This is a genomic window from Commensalibacter melissae, assembly GCF_003691365.1.
GTDB classification, from domain to species: Bacteria; Pseudomonadota; Alphaproteobacteria; order Acetobacterales; family Acetobacteraceae; genus Commensalibacter; species Commensalibacter melissae.
On the sequence record NZ_CP033087.1, the window covers coordinates 1,628,160 to 1,647,137 of the forward strand.

At 37.8% G+C, this 18,978-nt stretch carries 12 protein-coding genes; 8 read left to right on the plus strand and 4 right to left on the minus strand.

What is annotated here, in order from left to right; translation table 11 throughout:
• The first annotated feature begins 11 nt into the window (after nt 1-11).
• The 5 genes from ftsZ (at nt 12) to ligA (ending at nt 7,608) form a co-directional block, all read left to right on the plus strand.
• Nucleotides 12-1,526, plus strand: a complete 1,515-nt coding sequence (ftsZ, locus tag D9V35_RS07400) for a cell division protein FtsZ (protein WP_122123962.1) — start codon at nt 12-14, stop codon at nt 1,524-1,526.
• A 157-nt stretch (nt 1,527-1,683) separates the two neighbouring features.
• Complete coding sequence (lpxC, locus tag D9V35_RS07405; protein ID WP_122123963.1) at nt 1,684-2,715, plus strand: UDP-3-O-acyl-N-acetylglucosamine deacetylase; 1,032 nt, start codon at nt 1,684-1,686, stop codon at nt 2,713-2,715.
• Between the two features lie 127 nt (nt 2,716-2,842).
• Nucleotides 2,843-3,733: an outer membrane protein assembly factor BamD gene (locus tag D9V35_RS07410; RefSeq protein ID WP_122123964.1), complete on the plus strand. Its 891-nt coding sequence runs from the start codon at nt 2,843-2,845 to the stop codon at nt 3,731-3,733.
• Between the two features lie 33 nt (nt 3,734-3,766).
• The gene (gene recN / locus D9V35_RS07415; RefSeq protein ID WP_122123965.1) at nt 3,767-5,476 is read left to right on the plus strand and encodes a DNA repair protein RecN; all 1,710 of its coding nucleotides are present in this window, start codon (nt 3,767-3,769) and stop codon (nt 5,474-5,476) included.
• Between the two features lie 26 nt (nt 5,477-5,502).
• Entirely contained in the window at nt 5,503-7,608 is a 2,106-nt protein-coding gene (gene ligA, locus D9V35_RS07420; RefSeq protein ID WP_122123966.1) for an NAD-dependent DNA ligase LigA, read from the plus strand.
• Between the two features lie 14 nt (nt 7,609-7,622).
• Here ligA and D9V35_RS07425 read toward each other — a convergent pair whose 3' ends face one another.
• Entirely contained in the window at nt 7,623-8,726 is a 1,104-nt protein-coding gene (locus D9V35_RS07425) for a glycosyltransferase family 4 protein (RefSeq protein WP_122123967.1), read from the minus strand.
• 272 nt (nt 8,727-8,998) lie between these two features.
• Here D9V35_RS07425 and D9V35_RS07430 point away from each other — a divergent pair, with 272 nt between their 5' ends.
• Together D9V35_RS07430 and yiaY are read left to right on the plus strand one after the other, a co-directional pair.
• Entirely contained in the window at nt 8,999-10,435 is a 1,437-nt protein-coding gene (locus tag D9V35_RS07430; protein ID WP_122123968.1) for a catalase, read from the plus strand.
• A 232-nt stretch (nt 10,436-10,667) separates the two neighbouring features.
• The gene (gene yiaY / locus D9V35_RS07435) at nt 10,668-11,816 is read left to right on the plus strand and encodes an L-threonine dehydrogenase (protein WP_110438481.1); all 1,149 of its coding nucleotides are present in this window, start codon (nt 10,668-10,670) and stop codon (nt 11,814-11,816) included.
• Between the two features lie 87 nt (nt 11,817-11,903).
• On the opposite strand, the gene D9V35_RS07440 is transcribed toward yiaY, so the two are convergent.
• Nucleotides 11,904-13,475 carry a carbohydrate porin gene (locus D9V35_RS07440; RefSeq protein ID WP_122123969.1) on the minus strand — a complete coding sequence of 524 codons (1,572 nt, stop codon included), beginning with the start codon at nt 13,473-13,475 and terminating at the stop codon, nt 11,904-11,906.
• Nucleotides 13,476-13,710: 235 nt separating this feature from the next.
• Between D9V35_RS07440 and D9V35_RS07445 the strand changes: the two genes are divergently transcribed.
• The gene (locus D9V35_RS07445; protein ID WP_122123970.1) at nt 13,711-14,616 is read left to right on the plus strand and encodes a rhamnan synthesis F family protein; all 906 of its coding nucleotides are present in this window, start codon (nt 13,711-13,713) and stop codon (nt 14,614-14,616) included.
• Here the strand turns inward: D9V35_RS07445 and D9V35_RS07450 are convergent.
• Entirely contained in the window at nt 14,579-17,263 is a 2,685-nt protein-coding gene (locus tag D9V35_RS07450) for a glycosyltransferase (protein ID WP_122123971.1), read from the minus strand. The genes D9V35_RS07445 and D9V35_RS07450 overlap by 38 nt on opposite strands.
• A gap of 102 nt (nt 17,264-17,365) precedes the next feature.
• The gene (locus tag D9V35_RS07455) at nt 17,366-18,910 is read right to left on the minus strand and encodes a calcium-binding protein (RefSeq protein WP_122123972.1); all 1,545 of its coding nucleotides are present in this window, start codon (nt 18,908-18,910) and stop codon (nt 17,366-17,368) included.
• Between the last annotated feature and the right edge of the window lie 68 nt (nt 18,911-18,978).

An 18,978-nucleotide genomic window follows, 5' to 3' on the forward strand; every position in this document is an offset into this window, starting at 1 on the left:
CGAGGACATTCATGACACTCAATTTAACGATTCCACAGCCCGCTTATGAAGATTTCACCCCTCGTATTACTGTTATTGGTGTTGGTGGAGGGGGAACCAACGCTGTGGATAACATGATTTTATTGCATTTGAAAGGCGTAGAATTTGTTGTTGCCAATACCGATGCGCAACAATTGATGAACAGTCATGCTGATAATCGTATTCAATTAGGCCCCCATCTAACCCAAGGGCTGGGAGCTGGTGCAAAACCAGATATTGGTCGCGCAGCTGCAGAGGAAGCCGCTGATGAAATAGCTCGGCATCTTGACAATATTCACATGGTTTTTATCACTGCCGGAATGGGTGGTGGAACAGGAACCGGTGCCGCACCAGTCATTGCAAGAATGGCACGTGAACGTGGAATTCTGACCGTCGGAGTTGTCACTAAACCCTTTACCTTTGAAGGAATTCGCAGGGCTCGATTGGCGGAAGCCGGTATTGCCGAACTTCAACAATTTGTTGATACGCTGATCGTAATCCCAAACCAAAACCTCTTCCGTACAGCAACTGAAAATACAACATGGAAAGATGCTTTCAAAATGGCGGATGAAGTGCTGTATATGGGGGTTAAAGGGGTGACAGATCTTATGATGTCGCCAGGACTTGTCAATCTTGATTTTGCCGATATCAGAACAGTCATGGCTGAAATGGGTAAGGCTATGATGGGAACAGGAGAGGTGGAAGGTGAAAATCGGGCTATCCGTGCAGCAGAGGAAGCCATTTCCAATCCATTGCTTGAAGATACGTCTATGGCTGGGGCAAAAGGATTGTTGATTAACATTACGGGCGGTGATGATCTGACTCTGTTTGAAGTCGATCAGGCAGCCAACCGTATTCGTGAAGAAGTTGCCGAAGATGCCAATATTATTTTTGGGTCCGCCATTGATGAGAACCTGACAGGAAAAATTCGTGTATCAGTGGTAGCAACCGGCATAGACAGCCCGGTGCAATATGAAAAGCAATCTCAAACTGTACAACAAGAGCAGCAGATATCTTCAAACGATACCGCACAATCAAAAGATTCAGATAACACACAAACAGATACACCTCCTGAAAATAATCAGACACAGTTTGATACAGAAAAAAAATTGGATAAATCTTCTTTAAATGTATCATCTGAGGCCAATGAATCATTTGATCAATCGAAAGAAAAGAATCAAACAAATTTTTCTGATGATCCAACCCCTCCCTCCCCTGATTCTGTCCCAGAACGTGTGTCAAAAACATCACCACGTTCAGGTTTATTTTCAGATTCACGTTATCAGGAACCCGAAACTAACACTGCTCCCTCACGCAGTCTTTTTGGTATTGTTACCGGTGCCTTACGAGGAAGAAGCAATAATGGTTCACCTTCCTATCATCAAAAAAAGAATGAACCCTCTGTCTCCAATAGTGAGAATTCCAACAAAAATGACCAAAAAAGTCAATCTTCAGCTGAAGAGGCAAGCTTGGATATACCAGCTTTTCTTCGTAGAAAATCAAGATAATATTATTTATTAGAGGCTTCAAAACTTTTGAAGCCTCTAATAAAATATTAAATGCGTAACACTATGCAATAATCTTTGACTAGTATTCCCTTACTAAAAATTATAATGAAATTCATGTGAGTTATTAAATCTTGGTAATTATTTAGAGGAGAAAACTATGAATTGTCCGCAGGTTCTACCCGCTTCAAAAAAGGTAAACATCGCATATAATTCATTGCTATCTTCCAAATTTACAAATGATATAAACTTATCCTTGCAATATACCCTTGCCTCTCCTGTTAATTTCTCAGGAATGGGATTGCACACAGGCAAGTTAGTTCATGTAAAATTGATTCCAGCCCCAGTAGGAACAGGAATTGTATTTTTTAGAACAGACCTTGATGACACACCAATTCCAGCCCATTATAATAACGTTATTGATACAAGTCTTAGCACGGTTATTGCTTCTCCGAATAACCCAAATATCAGAATAGGAACGGTTGAACATATTATGTCTGCGCTGGCAGGCTATCAAATTAACAATCTTTTTATCGAATGCAATGGGCCTGAAATACCCGTTTTGGATGGATCTGCCGCCAAATTCACCACGCTTCTACATAAGGCTGGCCGACAATCTCTTTATGCAGACAAACCCGCCATACAAATTATGAAACCTGTTCGGGTAGAGTATAACGACGCTTTTGCTGAATTTCATCCATCATCCAAAAATCAACTATCATTGTCATTAACGATTGATTTTCCAAATTCTCTGATTGGAAAACAAACCTTTGACATGGATCTAACCCCCCTGAATTTTCAAAGAGAAATAGCCTTCTGTAGAACATTCACCTTTAAAAAAGAAATAGATACACTTCATAAAATGGGTTTGGCAAAAGGGGGTAGCCTACAAAATGCCATTGTTGTTGATAATGGAAAAATTCTAAATCCGGAAGGATTATATTGTCCAAATGAATTTGTCAAACATAAAATGCTTGATGCCATAGGCGATTTATCTTTGGCAGGCCACCGACTGTATGGAAAATTTATTGGATATAAATCAGGACATAAACTAAACAATATGTTACTTCACGCCTTGATGAAACAAACAGATGCATGGCGCTTTCAATTTTCCCATCAATTATCAGGCAGGGTTTACCATGATTCCCAGGTCATTTCCCTAGACAGATATCCTCTCAGACAAGAAACATAAAAACCTCACCTGCAAAACAAAATTTAATTTTACTAAATTAAAATCTTCCTCTTTCTTTCTTCCATGTTATAAAAGAAACATTATTTTTATTTTGTGCCATTTTATAGAATAGAAAGTCGTTAAAACTGTGGATACAGTGAATCAAAAACGTTATTTTTATCCAATACGACATTTTTTCCCATTATTACTTGCGACGAGTCTTGTTGCATGTGGTGGCGGTCATAAAGATCAAAAGAAGTTGAATGATAATTCAGCAGCAACATATCAGGAAAATACTCCTGAACAACTGTACAACAACGGTATAGATGGCATCAAGATTAGAAAATACAAATTAGCCACTAAACAATTCGAGTTATTACAGGAGAATTTTCCTTATTCAAGCTATACCCCTAATGCCCAACTAATGGAAGGATATGCTTATTATCTGCAAAATAAGTATCCAGAAGCGGTAAAACAATTGGAAACCTATTTACAGCTTCATCCAAATAGCCCAGATGCACCCTATGCCTTTTATCTTCGCGCCTTATGTTATTACGAACGCATTTCAGATGTCACAAGAGATCAGCAAGGCACAATGGAAGCGCTTAGTGCCTTGAATGATGTAGTAAGCCGTTTCCCCGGAACTTCCTATGCCCGTGATGCACAGCTCAAGATTGACTTATGCCGTGACCATCTCGCCGGTAAAGAAATGCTCATCGGACGCTTTTATGAACAGCAAAAAAACTATGAGGCCGCTGTTACCCGTTATCAACGGGTTATTTTAGACTATCAAACGACCAACCATGTAGCAGAAGCATTACATCGTCTCGTTGAAGTCTCCTTAAAATTGGGACTTACAGATCAAGCCCGTAAGACAGCATCTGTATTGGGATATAACTATCCCAACAGTCACTGGTATCGCTATACATATAATGATTTAAGAAAATATCACCTTGTTTCAGAACAAACAGCCAAACCAACCAGTAAAAAACCTGGATTCTTCAAACGAATGTGGTATTCGCTCACTTCTATTTTTTAATAAAATATCCCTGTTTTATATACTGAAGCCCCAATGTTAATACAACTCTCTATACGTAATGTTGTTTTAATTGAAAAGCTGGATTTAACCTTCGATCAGGGACTTACGGTTTTTACTGGAGAAACAGGGGCAGGCAAATCTATTTTACTAGATAGCCTTGCCTTAACATTAGGTGAAAGAGCAAGCTCTTCCTTGATCAGGACTGGATCAAATCAGGCTTCGGTCACAGCTTGTTTTGAAATCGAGAAAATGCATCCTGTCTATCAGCAATTACAATTACAAGGTTATGAAATTTCAGAAATAACCGATCAGCCATTGGTCATTCGTCGTACTATTTCACAGGATGGACGTTCACGCGCCTATATTAATGATCAGCTTATCAGTCTTAATTTTTTACGAGAAATTGGTCAACTACTTATCGAGATACAGGGACAGCACTCGCAGATTGGTCTAATGGATATGCGAAATCATCTTTATCTTCTCGATAATTTTGGCACTCCACTAAACTTATTGAATGAAACTCGCAAAACCTATTATCAATGGACTGAAACAACAGCCAAACTTGCCGCTCTTAAAAAAAATCTTGAAGAAACATTACATGAAGAAAAATGGTTACGAGAATCAGTTGAGGAATTAAAAAATCTTTCTCCACAAGCTGAAGAGGAACAAGAGCTTGTTCATAAAAGACGATCATTACAACAAAATGAAAGACATCTGGAATTACTGGTTTCTGCTCTTAATCAGCTTGCTCCCCAGGACCGTAAAAATAACCAGCCTTCCCAAGTCTTGCTAAATGCAAGCAAAACTCTTCAACGTCTCTTATCCAATTCTGAAAACACTTCATTTTCCGAATCTAATAAATCCATTCAAGCAGCATTGGAAGCGATCACTCAAGCAGAAGAATCTTTAGCGGAAGCGGAAACAACACTTTCACAGCTTGTAAACACGATTGAAATTGATCCTCAACAAATTGATGAAATAGAGGAACGATTATTCTCCCTACGCGGCGCAAGCCGAAAATATGGCGTGACTATTGATGAATTGTCCCATCTGCTTCAAGAATTTGAAATAAAACTTAATCAACTAGATATTGGAACAACACAAATCAAGACCCTCGAAATAGAAGTTAATCAACACCGCCTTAAATTTGAGGAAGCCGCCGAAGCACTATCACAACATAGACAGAAAATTTCCAAAAAGTTGGAACAAGCTGTTACTGCCGAATTAAAACCCTTAAAACTGGAACGCGCAAAATTCCTCGTATCTTTGAAGCCACTTAACAGAGACGCATGGAATCAAAACGGTAAGGAACAAATCGAGTTTTTGATTGCAGCCAATCCCGGTGTCCCTCCTGCCCCTTTGAACAAGGCCGCTTCCGGCGGGGAACTATCCAGACTTTTATTGGCTTTAAAGGTTGTTTTAAGCCAAAAGTCTACCTTATCAGCGCTGATTTTTGATGAAATTGATTCTGGTGTTGGCGGGGCAGCCGCTTCGGCAATCGGTGAAAAATTACATCATATCGCTCAAACTATGCAGGTATTTGCAGTCACACACAGCCCTCAGGTTGCTGCCAGTGGAGATACGCAATTTCAAATTAGCAAATTAATTAAAAATGGCGTAACCTATACCACAACAAAATGCCTGAATTCAAACGAGCGTAAAGAGGAAATCGCCCGTATGCTTGCTGGGAACCAGATTACTGACGCTGCCCGTTCCGCCGCAGATAGCTTACTAAATAAATAATAATAAAAAATTAAGTACTCAAAATTATGCAAAAATTTCAAACTGATTTTCACCAGATTCCCATATCTGAACTATCTTCCGAACAGGCTCAAAAAGAACTGTCACAACTTGCCAATTTATTAAAATCATTGGATCACGCATATTACAATCAAGACGAACCTTTGGTGGAAGATGCTACCTACGATAAATTACGCCAAAGATATAACAAGATCGAACTCCTTTTCCCACAATTCAGACAAAAAGACAGTATTAGCCAAAAGGTTGGAATCAAACCGACGGGAGGATTACAGAAATGTAAACATCTAATACCCATGCTTTCCCTTGATAATGTATTTGATATTAGAGAATTCGAAGATTTCATAAAACGAATCCAGCGTTATCTTGATCTCAAACCCGAGGAACTTGATAATCTTCATTTTGTTGCAGAACCAAAAATTGATGGATTATCCATTAACCTTACCTATAAACATGGCAAACTAATCCAAGCCAGCACACGTGGTGATGGAACAACGGGAGAGGATGTTACCGAAAATGTCAAAACTTTGCGGAACCTACCCCTGACACTTACAGAAAATTATCCAGACACAATTGAAATTCGGGGAGAGGTTTACATCTCCAAGCAAGATTTTTTCAATTTAAATAAAGAACAGGAAAAAAATAACAAACGTCTTTTTGCCAATCCAAGAAATGCCGCAGCCGGCTCTCTCAGACAACTTGACCCTGAAATTACACGCTCAAGACCCCTTTCCCTATTTGTGTATGCACAGGGTTATTCAGATAAATCAATCGCGGATACACATGAACATTTTTTAGAACGCTTACAGCAATGGGGCTTCACCGTTAATCCCTTATTCAAGGTTGTTAAAAATGCCCGGGAAGCAGAAGAATTTCAACAGTCCATTATTCATCAGCGTTCCGGATTGCCTTACGATATTGATGGAGTGGTTTATAAAATCAATTCTGTCACCTTACAAAACCGATTGGGATTTATCGGACGATCCCCACGCTGGGCAACTGCATGGAAATTCCCGGCGGAACAGGCAATAACCCGCATAAAAAAAATCGAGATTCAGGTTGGACGTACAGGCGCTTTAACGCCTGTGGCCCTCCTTGAACCCGTAAATGTTGGTGGCGTAATCGTAACAAGAGCCACCCTTCATAATGAAGATGAAATAATCCGTAAGGATATCAGGGAACATGACCAGGTCATTATACAACGTGCCGGTGATGTAATTCCCCAAATATTGCGAGTTGATATATCCTTCAATTCTCAAAATCGTGCAGCGCCTTTTAAATTCCCCACACATTGCCCTGTTTGTGGGGCCATTGCAGAAAAACCAAAAAACGAAGCTGTAAGTCGTTGCACAGGTGGACTGTCTTGTAAAGCCCAGATTGAGGAACGATTAATTCATTTTTGCTCTAAGGATGCTTTCAATATTGAAGGTATGGGGGAAAAAACCGTTCTCGATTTTTTCCGTATGGATTTAATCAAGCAACCTGCGGACATCTTTCGTTTATATCAACATCAACAAACCATACTAAGACTTGAAGGCTGGGGAGAGCTTTCTTTAAAAAACCTTTTAACCGCCATTGACCAGCATAGAAGGATTTCACTGGATCATTTCATTTATTCCCTTGGAATTCGAAGGATAGGGCTTACAACAGCTAAAATTCTGGCCAGATACTATACATCATATACCAACTGGAAGGAACAAATGCTGGCCGCCCGGCAAACTGGCTCTGAAGAAAGATTGGTATTGGGTTCCATTGAGGGAGTTGGTCCTGCAATCGCGGATGAAATTGTTGCGTTCTTTACCGAAATGCATAATTTGACAACCCTGCAGGATCTTGAAAAGGAACTGACCATTCAGGATGTGCAGTATCAGCAAACAGGAAAACTTGCCGGTAAAACAATTGTTTTTACAGGAACCCTATCTTCCATGACACGTTCCGAAGCTAAAAATATTGCTGAAAGGCTGGGTGCAAAAGTAACAAGTTCCGTTTCACAAAAAACCGATTTCGTGATCGAGGGCACAGATGGTGGCAGTAAAGCACGAAAAGCAAAAGAACTTGGTTTGCAATGTCTCGATGAACAAGAATGGAATGAATTGATTGGATCTGAAAAAATATAATGGTCAAACAAGGTTTATTTCAAATATCTTGGTAAAATATTCTCTTCAATATGATTTAAAACAAACCTTCCGGAAGCTTCGAAACTTTCCTCACTGTAATGCTGTTGCATATATTGACGTGCATTCGCAGCATAATACTGTGTTTTGCTTGGATTATGATAATATTCCAGAATTTGTCTAGCTAAAAGTTCTGGAGAATTTTTATCAATTAATGTTCCTATTGAATTATTCCTGAAAGCACTCCGCATCTCCCCAACATTTGTTGAAATAACCGGAATACCGACAGCCAAAGCTTCATGAACGGCAATACATAAGCCTTCATAAACAGAAGTTTGCAAATATAAATGAAGTTTTGATAAAAAATTCATGACATCATCTGAAAAACCTATCAATTCGACATTATCCACTTTTAATAAATGAATAAGGTTTTTCAAATGCTGTTCCTCTTTTCCCGATCCAGCAATGGATAATTTTATCCGTTTTCCAACCTCGGGATAATGATGGTTGATGTAAGCCATCGCCCTGATCATTAAGGGAAAATTTTTTACGGTATGTAAACGCCCAACTGAACCAATATGAAATATTCCTTTGCCATTCCATACTGAACCCATAGGTAGATTGTGTGGAATTTTAAATAAAGACCAGATTTTTATACGATCTTCCGGAACTTTCATTTTCGATTTCAAAAAATTGGCAACTCCTGTTGAGTCAGCAATCCAAAGCCGACTTAATCGCTGCATCAGAATTGTTTTGATTAATCTCAAAGAATAGCTGTTTGCACTATGTTTCCAACTGACAACCGGAATCCGGTTCCATAACCCCACCAATTGGCCGTCCACCGTCGCACGTGTCAATGACGTCCATATAACATCGGGAGGGGAACGTTTTACAATTTGGTTGAAATGAAAAGTGGATTTATATCTATTTTCATTATTTCCTGATAATAAACGGTAAGAAATATTACTTTTTTTAAATAAATCAACAGTTTCCATATTTCTCGGTATACAGCCGAACAATTCAACGGAATGCCCCAGTTTCTTGAATAAATTTATCAGATCAGGAATTACGAATTCAGCCCCACCCCCATCAAAACTGCTAACAATATAATATATCTTCATATAGATAACCGAAACAATAATTACAAAACATACTGATCTTACCAACCTTTTACAGAAGATTACGTTATTTGCCAATATCAATATAAAATATTAACAAATAAATAAATAACTATTAATTATCCTTAATAAAAACATAAAACAGGCAAGTAATAATCCAATAATATATTTAAAACTCAAATAGTTACTTTTGAATTATTGATTGTATGATACAATTATTGGGTCAAGAAAATAACAATTGGCTTATGAAACAAAAATAAAATAAGGAGCTACAAATGAGTAAAAAGGTTTTTACTACAGCTGAAGGTATTCCTGTTCCCGATAACCAGAATTCCAGAACCTCTGGACCTCGTGGTCCAATTCTATTGGATGATTTTCATCTGGTTGAGAAACTTGCTCATTTTAACCGTGAAGTTATACCCGAACGGCGTGTTCATGCCAAAGGGACGGCCGCTCACGGAAAATTTGTAGTTACCCAAGATATAACCAGATATAGCTGTGCCAAAATATTTAGCGAAATAGGTAAAGAAACCCCGATGTTTGCACGCTTCTCACAAGTTGCAGGCGAAAGGGGATCAGCCGATACGGTAAGGGATCCACGCGGTTTTGCCTTGAAATTCTACACTGAAGATGGAAACTGGGATCTTGTCGGAAACAACACTCCCGTGTTTTTTATTCGTGACCCCCTGAAATTCCCCGATTTCATCCGTACCCAGAAAAGGGATCCTCAATCCAATCTAAAAGATCCCAATTTTCAATGGGACTTTTGGTCTTTATCTCCCGAGGCCCTGCATCAGGTCATGATCCTTTTCTCTGACCGGGGTATTCCCGCCAGCTATCGATGCATGCATGGTTATGGAAGCCACACTTTCAGTCTAATCAATAAGGATAATGTCCGCACTTGGGTAAAATGGCATTTCAGAACAGAACAGGGTGTTAAAAATCTTGATCCTAAAAAAGCTGGAGAATTAGCCGGTTCCAATCCGGATTACCTTACCGAGGATTTATTCAATGCAATCAAGGAGGGCCATTTCCCAAGATGGAAAGCCTATATACAGGTTATGTCGATTGAACAAGCAAAGAATCACAAGGATAATCCTTTCGACGTTACCAAAGTTTGGTCACAAAAAGAATTCCCATTGCATGAAGTTGGATATTTTGAATTGGATCGTAATCCAGGAAATTATTTTGCCGAGGTAGAACAGGCGGCTTTTTCCCCTGGCAACGTTGTTCCCGGCATAGGCGTTTCCCCGGACAAAATGTTGCAAGGACGTATATTTGCCTATGCTGATGCCGCACGGTACCGGGTTGGAACAAATCATCAGCTGCTGCCCATCAATGCTGCAAAAAGCCCTGTAAACAATTACCAAAGAGATGGATATATGCGTTTTGATGATAATGGAGGCGGAATGACAAACTATGAACCAAACAGCGATCCAAATGCTCCAAAACAAACGAACACTCCTGAAAACTATTTCCCGGATTATACATCCGGTGAAGGGGGAAGGTACGACAACCGCGTTGACCAGGACTATTACAGTTATCCAAGGGCCTTGTTTCATTTGATGAAACCAGAACAAAAAAGTCTGTTGATCAATAATTTTGTTGAATCCCTGCAAATGGTTCGAAAGGATATTCAAAAACGCGTGTTGGAACACTTCCAGAAAATTGATCCGGAACTGGAACAAAAAGTAGCGACGGGTCTAAAATGATAAAATAATTATCCGATTTTTCAAATATAGAAATTAATATTTGGTTTTTTAAAGTAATCCCTTGATTAAAACCCATAATCGGGGGATTATAATTTTGTAAAATTTACAAACATACTTAATAAAAAGAGCGCGACTCTTCCCCTTATTTACTTAGAGTAAAGACTTTAATTTTATTAAATTACTCTTATATATCTCTAAGAAACTATAATGGTGATAAAGGATATACAATATTATGAGTACTACATTCTTTCTTCCACCTGTAAATATTATTGGTAAAAACGCCTTACAAGACGCTATTTCCCACATTCAGGGACATGGTCTCAAGCATGGCCTTATCGTTACAGATTCATTTCTAAGCAAAAACGGAGTAGTCAAAAAAATTGCTGATATGCTTGATCAGCAAGGAATTAAAACAAATGTTTTTGATGGCACCCATCCCAATCCTACCGTAACAAATGTTAATGACGGATTAAAAATACTCAAAGAAAATAATTGTGATTTCGTTATTTCCCTTGGGGGTGGTTCTCCGCATGATTGTGCCAAAGGGATTGCCCTGCTTGCCACCAATGGTGGTGAAATCAAAAATTATGAGGGAATTGACAAATCCAATAAACCTCAACTTCCATTAATCGCGATCAACACAACTGCTGGAACAGCCAGTGAAATAACCCGTTTTTGCATTATCACGGATGAAACACGCCATGTTAAAATGGCTATCATTACACCTCATGTAACACCTATTTTGTCTGTCAATGATCCCGCTTTAATGGCGGGTATGCCTCCTGGACTGACTGCTGCGACAGGTATGGATGCTCTGACTCATGCAGTTGAAGCCTATGTTTCCACTGCCGCCACACCCATCACAGATGCGTGTGCCTTGAAGGCCGTAACCCTAATCGAAGAAAATCTGCGCAATGCAGTTAAAAATGGCCAGGACATGCAAGCTCGTGAGAATATGGCCTATGCAGAACTGCTCGCAGGAATGGCATTCAATAACGCATCCTTGGGATATGTCCACGCAATGGCACATCAGCTTGGTGGTTTTTATGGTTTGCCACATGGGGTTTGTAATGCAGTACTGTTGCCTCACGTTCAAGAATACAACCTCCCCAAATGTGCCGCTCGTTTAAAAGATATTGCAAAGGCAATGAATATTGATGTCAGTAGCATGAATGATGAGGAAGGCGCCAAAGCCTGTATCGCGGCTATCCGCAGCCTCTCAAAAGATATTAACATTCCTGCCAATCTGACAGAACTCAAGGTTCAGGAAAAAGATATTCCCACCTTGACTGCCAATGCGCTTAAGGATGCTTGCGCCTTGACCAATCCCCGTCAGGGAAATGCTGAAGAAGTTGCGGCAATCTTTAAATCAGCAATGTAATTAATAAATTCATAACTTAAAAAAACAGGATATGGATAACCATATCCTTTTTTTATCATCTATCTAATGTAAATTACTGAAAGATATTTAAAAGTCTACACGACTTTTGAATCCGAGAAAGGCTGCGTTAGGAATATTTTTTTGTGCATTTGGATGAATCTCGTATTGAAAATCAGGTTGAAACATAACTCCATCATAAATATGAATTAAATAAGTAAGCTCTACCGTTGTTTCTGCTGATTGTATTCCAGATGCTCCTGAAACAATATCCCCGATGGGAAAACCTGACATTATGTTATATCGTTGTGCCTTGCGTGCTTCCCGACTCATAATTTGATAAACAAATAGAACACCTATTCCATCCATAGGCCGTGATTTCCAAAATCCGGTATTGATAATAGCCGCCAGAAATTGATTTTGTCTTTGAAATGTTTTTGGATTACTGTGAACAAAACCAAGATATCCTATCAACCCGTCCAAATCACCCGGCCCATTTCGCTGAATCATCTGATCCAGTAAAACCCACTCTTCATCCCGTCCCCGTTTCCATTTCTGGTCTATTCCATTAGCCGAAGTGATATGTCCCCCGTAAATGGAACGGCCCCAAACAGGATAAGGTGATGTATCATAGGCAAATCCAATTTTATAATGTCCCGTTAATTCATGTTTTCCCCATTTTGGTTGATAGATCATTTCTATAGGAAATTCCCCACCGGCATCTTCACCTGTTCTAACCACAGCGGCCCAGCCTGTCCGATGGCCGGCCCTATTGCTATAAGCCGCCCGACTTACCTGATACATGCCTACACGTATAAAATATTGAGGAGTGGCCTGAAACAGAATATTAATTCCCCATTCTGAATCCGGCCATGCTGAAAAACCTGCCGCCTGTCCACTTAAGGGTTTTGGATTACCGCAAATTCCATTATTCATGAAATAACACTGAATGGGGCTGGTTGCAAAGCTTGCCCCGACATCCATCCTTCCAAAGGACATGATCATGCGATCTTCCAAAAGATGTTTATCCAGATACAGATTTACTAGTTTTGCAACAACATTCCCACCAGCACCATATAATTCCTGCACCTGTGTTATATTTTCCCCAAGCCCTGCACTCAGATTGCTTCCATAACGACCAATGACTGTCATATGTCCAACCAGACCATTCGTGATCCAGTTATCCCCAATCAATACTTCCCAATCAATATCTATATTTGCATCCACTGCACCTGTATTGGTTGATTTCTTTTGATGATATCCTGAAATATTTCCTGCAAATTCATTTTGGTTGTCAAAATTGATATTAATGCCCCGGTTATACAACCACGAATGCAATCCCCACCAATTTCCAAGCAAATGTTCCGGTTGGGGCAAATAGGGATTTGTTCTCTCTTTCTGCATTCTTTGGATATCAATACGGTTACTTTCTGCACGACTGACAGCTGTTCTCCATCCACCACTACTACCAGCCGGAATCATGTGCCAATCCGTTAACTCATCATCATATTTTCGATTTTGTTCCAAAGAATCTGTTTGTGAATTTTGAGCATGAACAATTAAATTATTATTTTCTAATTGTATAAAAATAACAATTAAAGAAAAACATAATAATTTAAATGTTTTTGATAATAAAATATCTTTATTAAATATTTCTTTCATGTTTTCCCATAATTTATTTATTTTTTTATTACATTTAATAATAAATAAATATTATTTTTCAATATAAAATACTTGATATGTATTTTAATTTTAAATCAATGTATTTTATTTACAGCTAGTTTAATATTAATTCTTGTTTTTTTCACATTTCATATTTAGAATTTAATAATAAATATTTTAAATTTATGAATTCTAACGGTAAATTTTCACTATAAATCAAATATCATCACTAAATATGTCAAACAGAATATGTCTTTTTGCCTCTTATAATTTAACAGATGAACTTCTTCCCGACACAAAACATTTTTTAAGGCAACTTTATTTATGCGGATGGGAAACACATTTAGCCCTTTCCGGGAAAGAAAAAATTTCAAAGGATATACACGATTTTTGCCAAAAACATTCAATAACACCCCATTCTCGTCCTAATCAGGGACTGGATTTTGGAGCATGGCAAGATTTAATAATAAAAAAAGTTACCGATCATGCTGATTATATCCTACTAACTAATGACAGCATTTTTGGCCCCATATATCCCCTGCAGCCTGTTTTTAAAAAAATGTTTACCAAAAACTTGGATATATGGGGGATGGTTGATAGTTTTGAAGTGAACTGGCATTTCCAATCATGGTTTCTGTGTTTTAACCATACCACATTTTTTAATCCAGCAATTCAAGACTTGTTTATGCAACCATTCAAACAAATGGACAGACAGGCCATTATCCAGCAAGGTGAATTAAAGCTGGGACGCATTTTGCAATCAAATCCGGAAATTAAATGCAAGGCAGCCTGGTCACCAACAAAAACAAGACTTTTTAGAAATAAAAAAAACGTCAATCCCATGCACCTGGATTGGTATACTATCCTGCATTCTGATAACGTCCCTTTTATTAAAAAAGAACTCATCCGTGATAATCACTTTGGAATTTTCTGGCTGGACTATTACCGTACACTTCTGAAACACAATCAATTTTTCAAATTAAACTATATTGACACCTATTTAAACGACCATATTAACCGACCGATGATCCCCCATACCGTATGGTGGAAACGGTTGAAATATCTTGCCATAACTTATGATACAAAACTTGCCTGGACATATTTCATAAAACAGGGTGTTTCTTGTTCTCCGCCACTTTAACACTGTTATAGATTTCAAATAATTCATCAGCCTGTTGTTCATAAGTCATAATATGATCCTTATATGGATTAAGATAGGCATCCAAAAAGGATGGTTGTTCCAGAAATCCTTCAATAACCTTTTTTAATTCTTCCGAACCATCATATAATGAAATATAGGTACCATTTATACCATCTATAACATCCTCTGACTGACCACCAGGATGGGTACACACAACCCAAACATCTCGTAGCAAAGCTTCCCTGACTGTCAGCCCATAGCTTTCTTTCCATTGGGAAGGAAAAAGCAATATATCTATTTCATTAAAGAAATCATCCTTTGAATTTTCATCATATGGTGGAATAATGATAACCTTATCCTGCCCCTTCCAGGAATCTATATCAAATGATGAATATCCAAGATTGCTTTTGCTATCTACAATCGTCAATTTCCAGTTTTCATGTTTTAATGATGTAAATACGTCAAAAATGAGATTATAGCCTTTTATTATCTCATTTCCGGCAACAAAACCAAACCTCAAGACAGAACCTGCCATACGCTTTTTACGCAATTTTCTTGGACGGGAAACTCCGTTACGATTTACTATAATTTTATCGGGATCAACATCATTCACTATATAAAGCTGACGATGTGTTTCACTTGGACTTAATAATAACGAGGCTCCTTCGAGTGATTTTTTCATCATTTTCATTCGTTCTCTTAAATAGAAAACCTGGGGTTCACATGCCTGACAAATATTCAGGTCTATTTTTTCCTGAAAACAATATTTATGATTATTTTTGACCATAAATGTACGGTCACAAAGCCACCACGTGTCATGAAGAGTAATAATATAAGGAATATCTTTCAGTTGACATGAAGCAATCAAATGCAGTCCAAGATTTTGAATTGCATGAAAATGTACAATATCTGGTTGAACAGCCTGTAAAACCATTTCAAATGGATCCACAATTTCTGTATTATTGAATTCTTCCGATGGATATGATTGCGGTGAAATCTCTACTGAATAGACCAAGAATCCATTATCACAATAACGCCTTAATCCTTTATGTTGTGAAAAAGGTCGGGAGGTAAAAATTGCTATTTCAGTATTATCTTTTTTTTGTATCCGACGAGACATTTCCTCTGCAACCATGGTGGCACCACCGTAAGAATATGGTGCATAATAAAGATTAACCACCAAAATCTTTAATTTATCCCTGACTTGTTTATTCGGTATTCCAAAAATAGGTTCAACCTGTTTTTTTAAAATTGTATCGGGAGAATAATCCTTTAAGACATCATAATAAGCCTGTCGTCCTAAACGTTGACGTAACTGGGAGTTCCCTGCCAGTAAACATATTTTTTCCTTCCATTCAGATGTCGAATTAGCAATAAAGCCATTTTCACCATCCCGAATTATTTCTTTAAAATTCTTTCGAGGAGAACAAACAGAGACAATACCTAAAATGGATGCCTCTAAAAATTTAATATTGCTTTTGGCATCATTAAAGGCAATATCTTCCAACGGTGCTATGGCTATATCAGCATGTACCAATAATTTCATGTATTGATCATAGGACCGAAAAGAAAAATAACAGACCTGGTTTTTCAAATCCTTAAATTGCTTTGGTAATTCAAGTTCCCCTATTATCCACAATCTTAATCTTTTTTCATGAATAAGTGCCGAAATAATTCCATCGGCCGCAATCAGAAAATCAGCATTATGAGTTTTAGTCCCGGATCCATAAAAAATAATTATTTCATCTTTTTTCTTAAGATCACCACCTATTTCCAACTTATGTGGATAAAGGTCTGAAGCAATTCTTAAAGTATTTTGATCTAGGGCATTTTCTATAACCTTAACCTCATGAACTCCAACCTGTCGTATATTTTGTGCCAAAGAGGATGTAGAGGCAATTGCATGATCACAAGCCAATAACGCTTTACGGAATAATCCTGATCCAAAAAGTAATAAATCCAACTCCTCTTTGGGTAAATACTTCATAAACCCGCATTGTAAATATAATTTTTTATCAAATATTAAATCATCAACTTCCCACCAGGTCTTTAAACCCAATCGTTTAGCCTCAGAAATCTGATCCAAAACACTTTGAAAAGCAGGAACCCTGTAAAAAATTACTTCTTTACAAATTTGTAAGCATGACAAAACCTCACTTTGATTTCTCCAGTCAACAATTCTACATTGCCATCCCAGTTTTTCAAAATATTCCTTTTTTTGCTGTACGCGATATTTATAGCATTGTGGTAACGTGACTTCCGCTACAATTAAAATTAGATGTGATTGATTAAACTGTTGGTTCTCAAAAAATTTGTAATGAAAAATAAAATTATTTTTTTCATTTATTATAAATTGTCTACAATTAATTTTTTTAAAAATTTTTTCAAGTATATTTACACAACGATCAATTCCAAAATAAACGATCTTTATAAACTTTTTTACTGGAATAATATTTTCCAGCCGATCTATGACTTTCCTATAATATTCTATACGAGCATGTAAATTTGAAATACGATTTTTATAATGCTGTAATTGAGCAATTTGTAAATTCAATATCCTGAAGGTTAAATGATATTCATCAATAAGCCGGTTTTTTTTTTTAATTTCAGCCTTTAGATATTCAATATCATTTTCTTTTTTATACATAAATTACAACTGGCTAGTGAAAATAATGATCATTATAACAGAAAAGCTTACTATTTATAAAATAGCAAGCTTTTCAAAAAAACCAAATATAGATCTAGTCTTTTATTTTTTTACTGGATCATTGATATAAGTAAACTGTGTCCCTTTAAGATCCTTAACTGAAACACCTTGCAGAATCAATTGATGGTTACCAAGGTCAAGAACAGCATTTCCTTTATCATCCTGATGCGCATTCTGAAGAATACGATCAACATCACTTCTATTAAATCCGTAGTTGAGGAATTCAACCATATTATTTTTGGATTTGGAGAAGTCAGTAATTAATGTCTTACCACCCTGATCCGTATCTTTAGTAAAGATAAACAAGTTATTACCTTCACCACCGGTCAATGTATTTGAGCCAACACCACCAACCAAAGTATCATTACCAGCACCACCAACACCGAGTAGCTGTGTTGTAGCACCCTTGGTTGAATCAGAGTAAATCAAGAGATTCGAAGAAGATGTCGAACCATCCAATGTCTGGTTTCCACCACCACCAGCGACAAGTAGAACTGGATTGTTTGGATCATTAACATCTTTTGCTGTCAGGTGGAAGTTTAATCCATCCGCACCAAATATTTGAGTTTGTGTAGTTATATTCTGCCCACCAGTTAGGGTAACATTCGTATTGCCTGTACCATTGAAGAACTTGAAACTACCATTGATATTGAATGTATTGTTAACACCATGAATTACATCAAAATTATCCGTAGAAGCTGTAATCGTGTTATTTTGACCACCCAAAAATTCGTTGCGGTTATGATTGTTATTATGGCCATCATTAGAAGCGGCATTAAATGTAACATTGCCCGCGTTACCACCAATAACGGTACTGCCACCCCCAACAGTGATAACGTTATTGCTACTTACATCATTGATAAGACTGTTGTCACCAATATTGATCAATGAATGACCGCCACGAATGGTAATTGAGTTAAAACCACCATTAGGCGCGGTAATTGTATCCTGTCCGTCCGAAGTAACCTGGTTATTACCTGTTCCCAAGGTTATCTTATTCTTGCCGGCACCCGCATTTATGACATTATTTCCTGAACCGGAGGCAATGGTATCATCTCCATCACCGGTTGCTATTTGCCATCTACCCCCCTCTTGATCGTTACCGATAAAATTGATTGGATGATCCTTGGAGCCGCCAGCAAATTGTCCACTTTCCTTGCCCGCCTTATAAGTGACTTGAGCATCAATCCCCGCCAATACACGAACGTACTGATTGGCACTCATTGCCGAATTTACCGTTACAGGTTCATTTAGGAAACTGAAGTTACTTGCATCAAATTTATCATTGGCATCAAGTTTCTGTCCGTCCTTGATTAGCGTACCAACGGTAATGAAATTAACGCCATCCTTAACGTTATAAACACCTCCGTTCCTGATAACGCCGTCAAATAAAAGATTTGATCGTGGCGCTAATGGAGAAATATCATCCCCATTATAAAAATTAGCAACATCAATATCTCTGTCAGTTTTATAATAATGATTTACAATATCATCTCTAATTTGATTAGCCAGTGCTAAGGCCTGAGAACCATCTACAGTCACAGCTATAGAAGAATCTGAACCACCTGGAACCGTTATAATTGCCATCTCTACTTTACTCTAAAATATCCAAATTATTATAATTTATCAAAATTAATTCTACTTTGTTAAAAAAG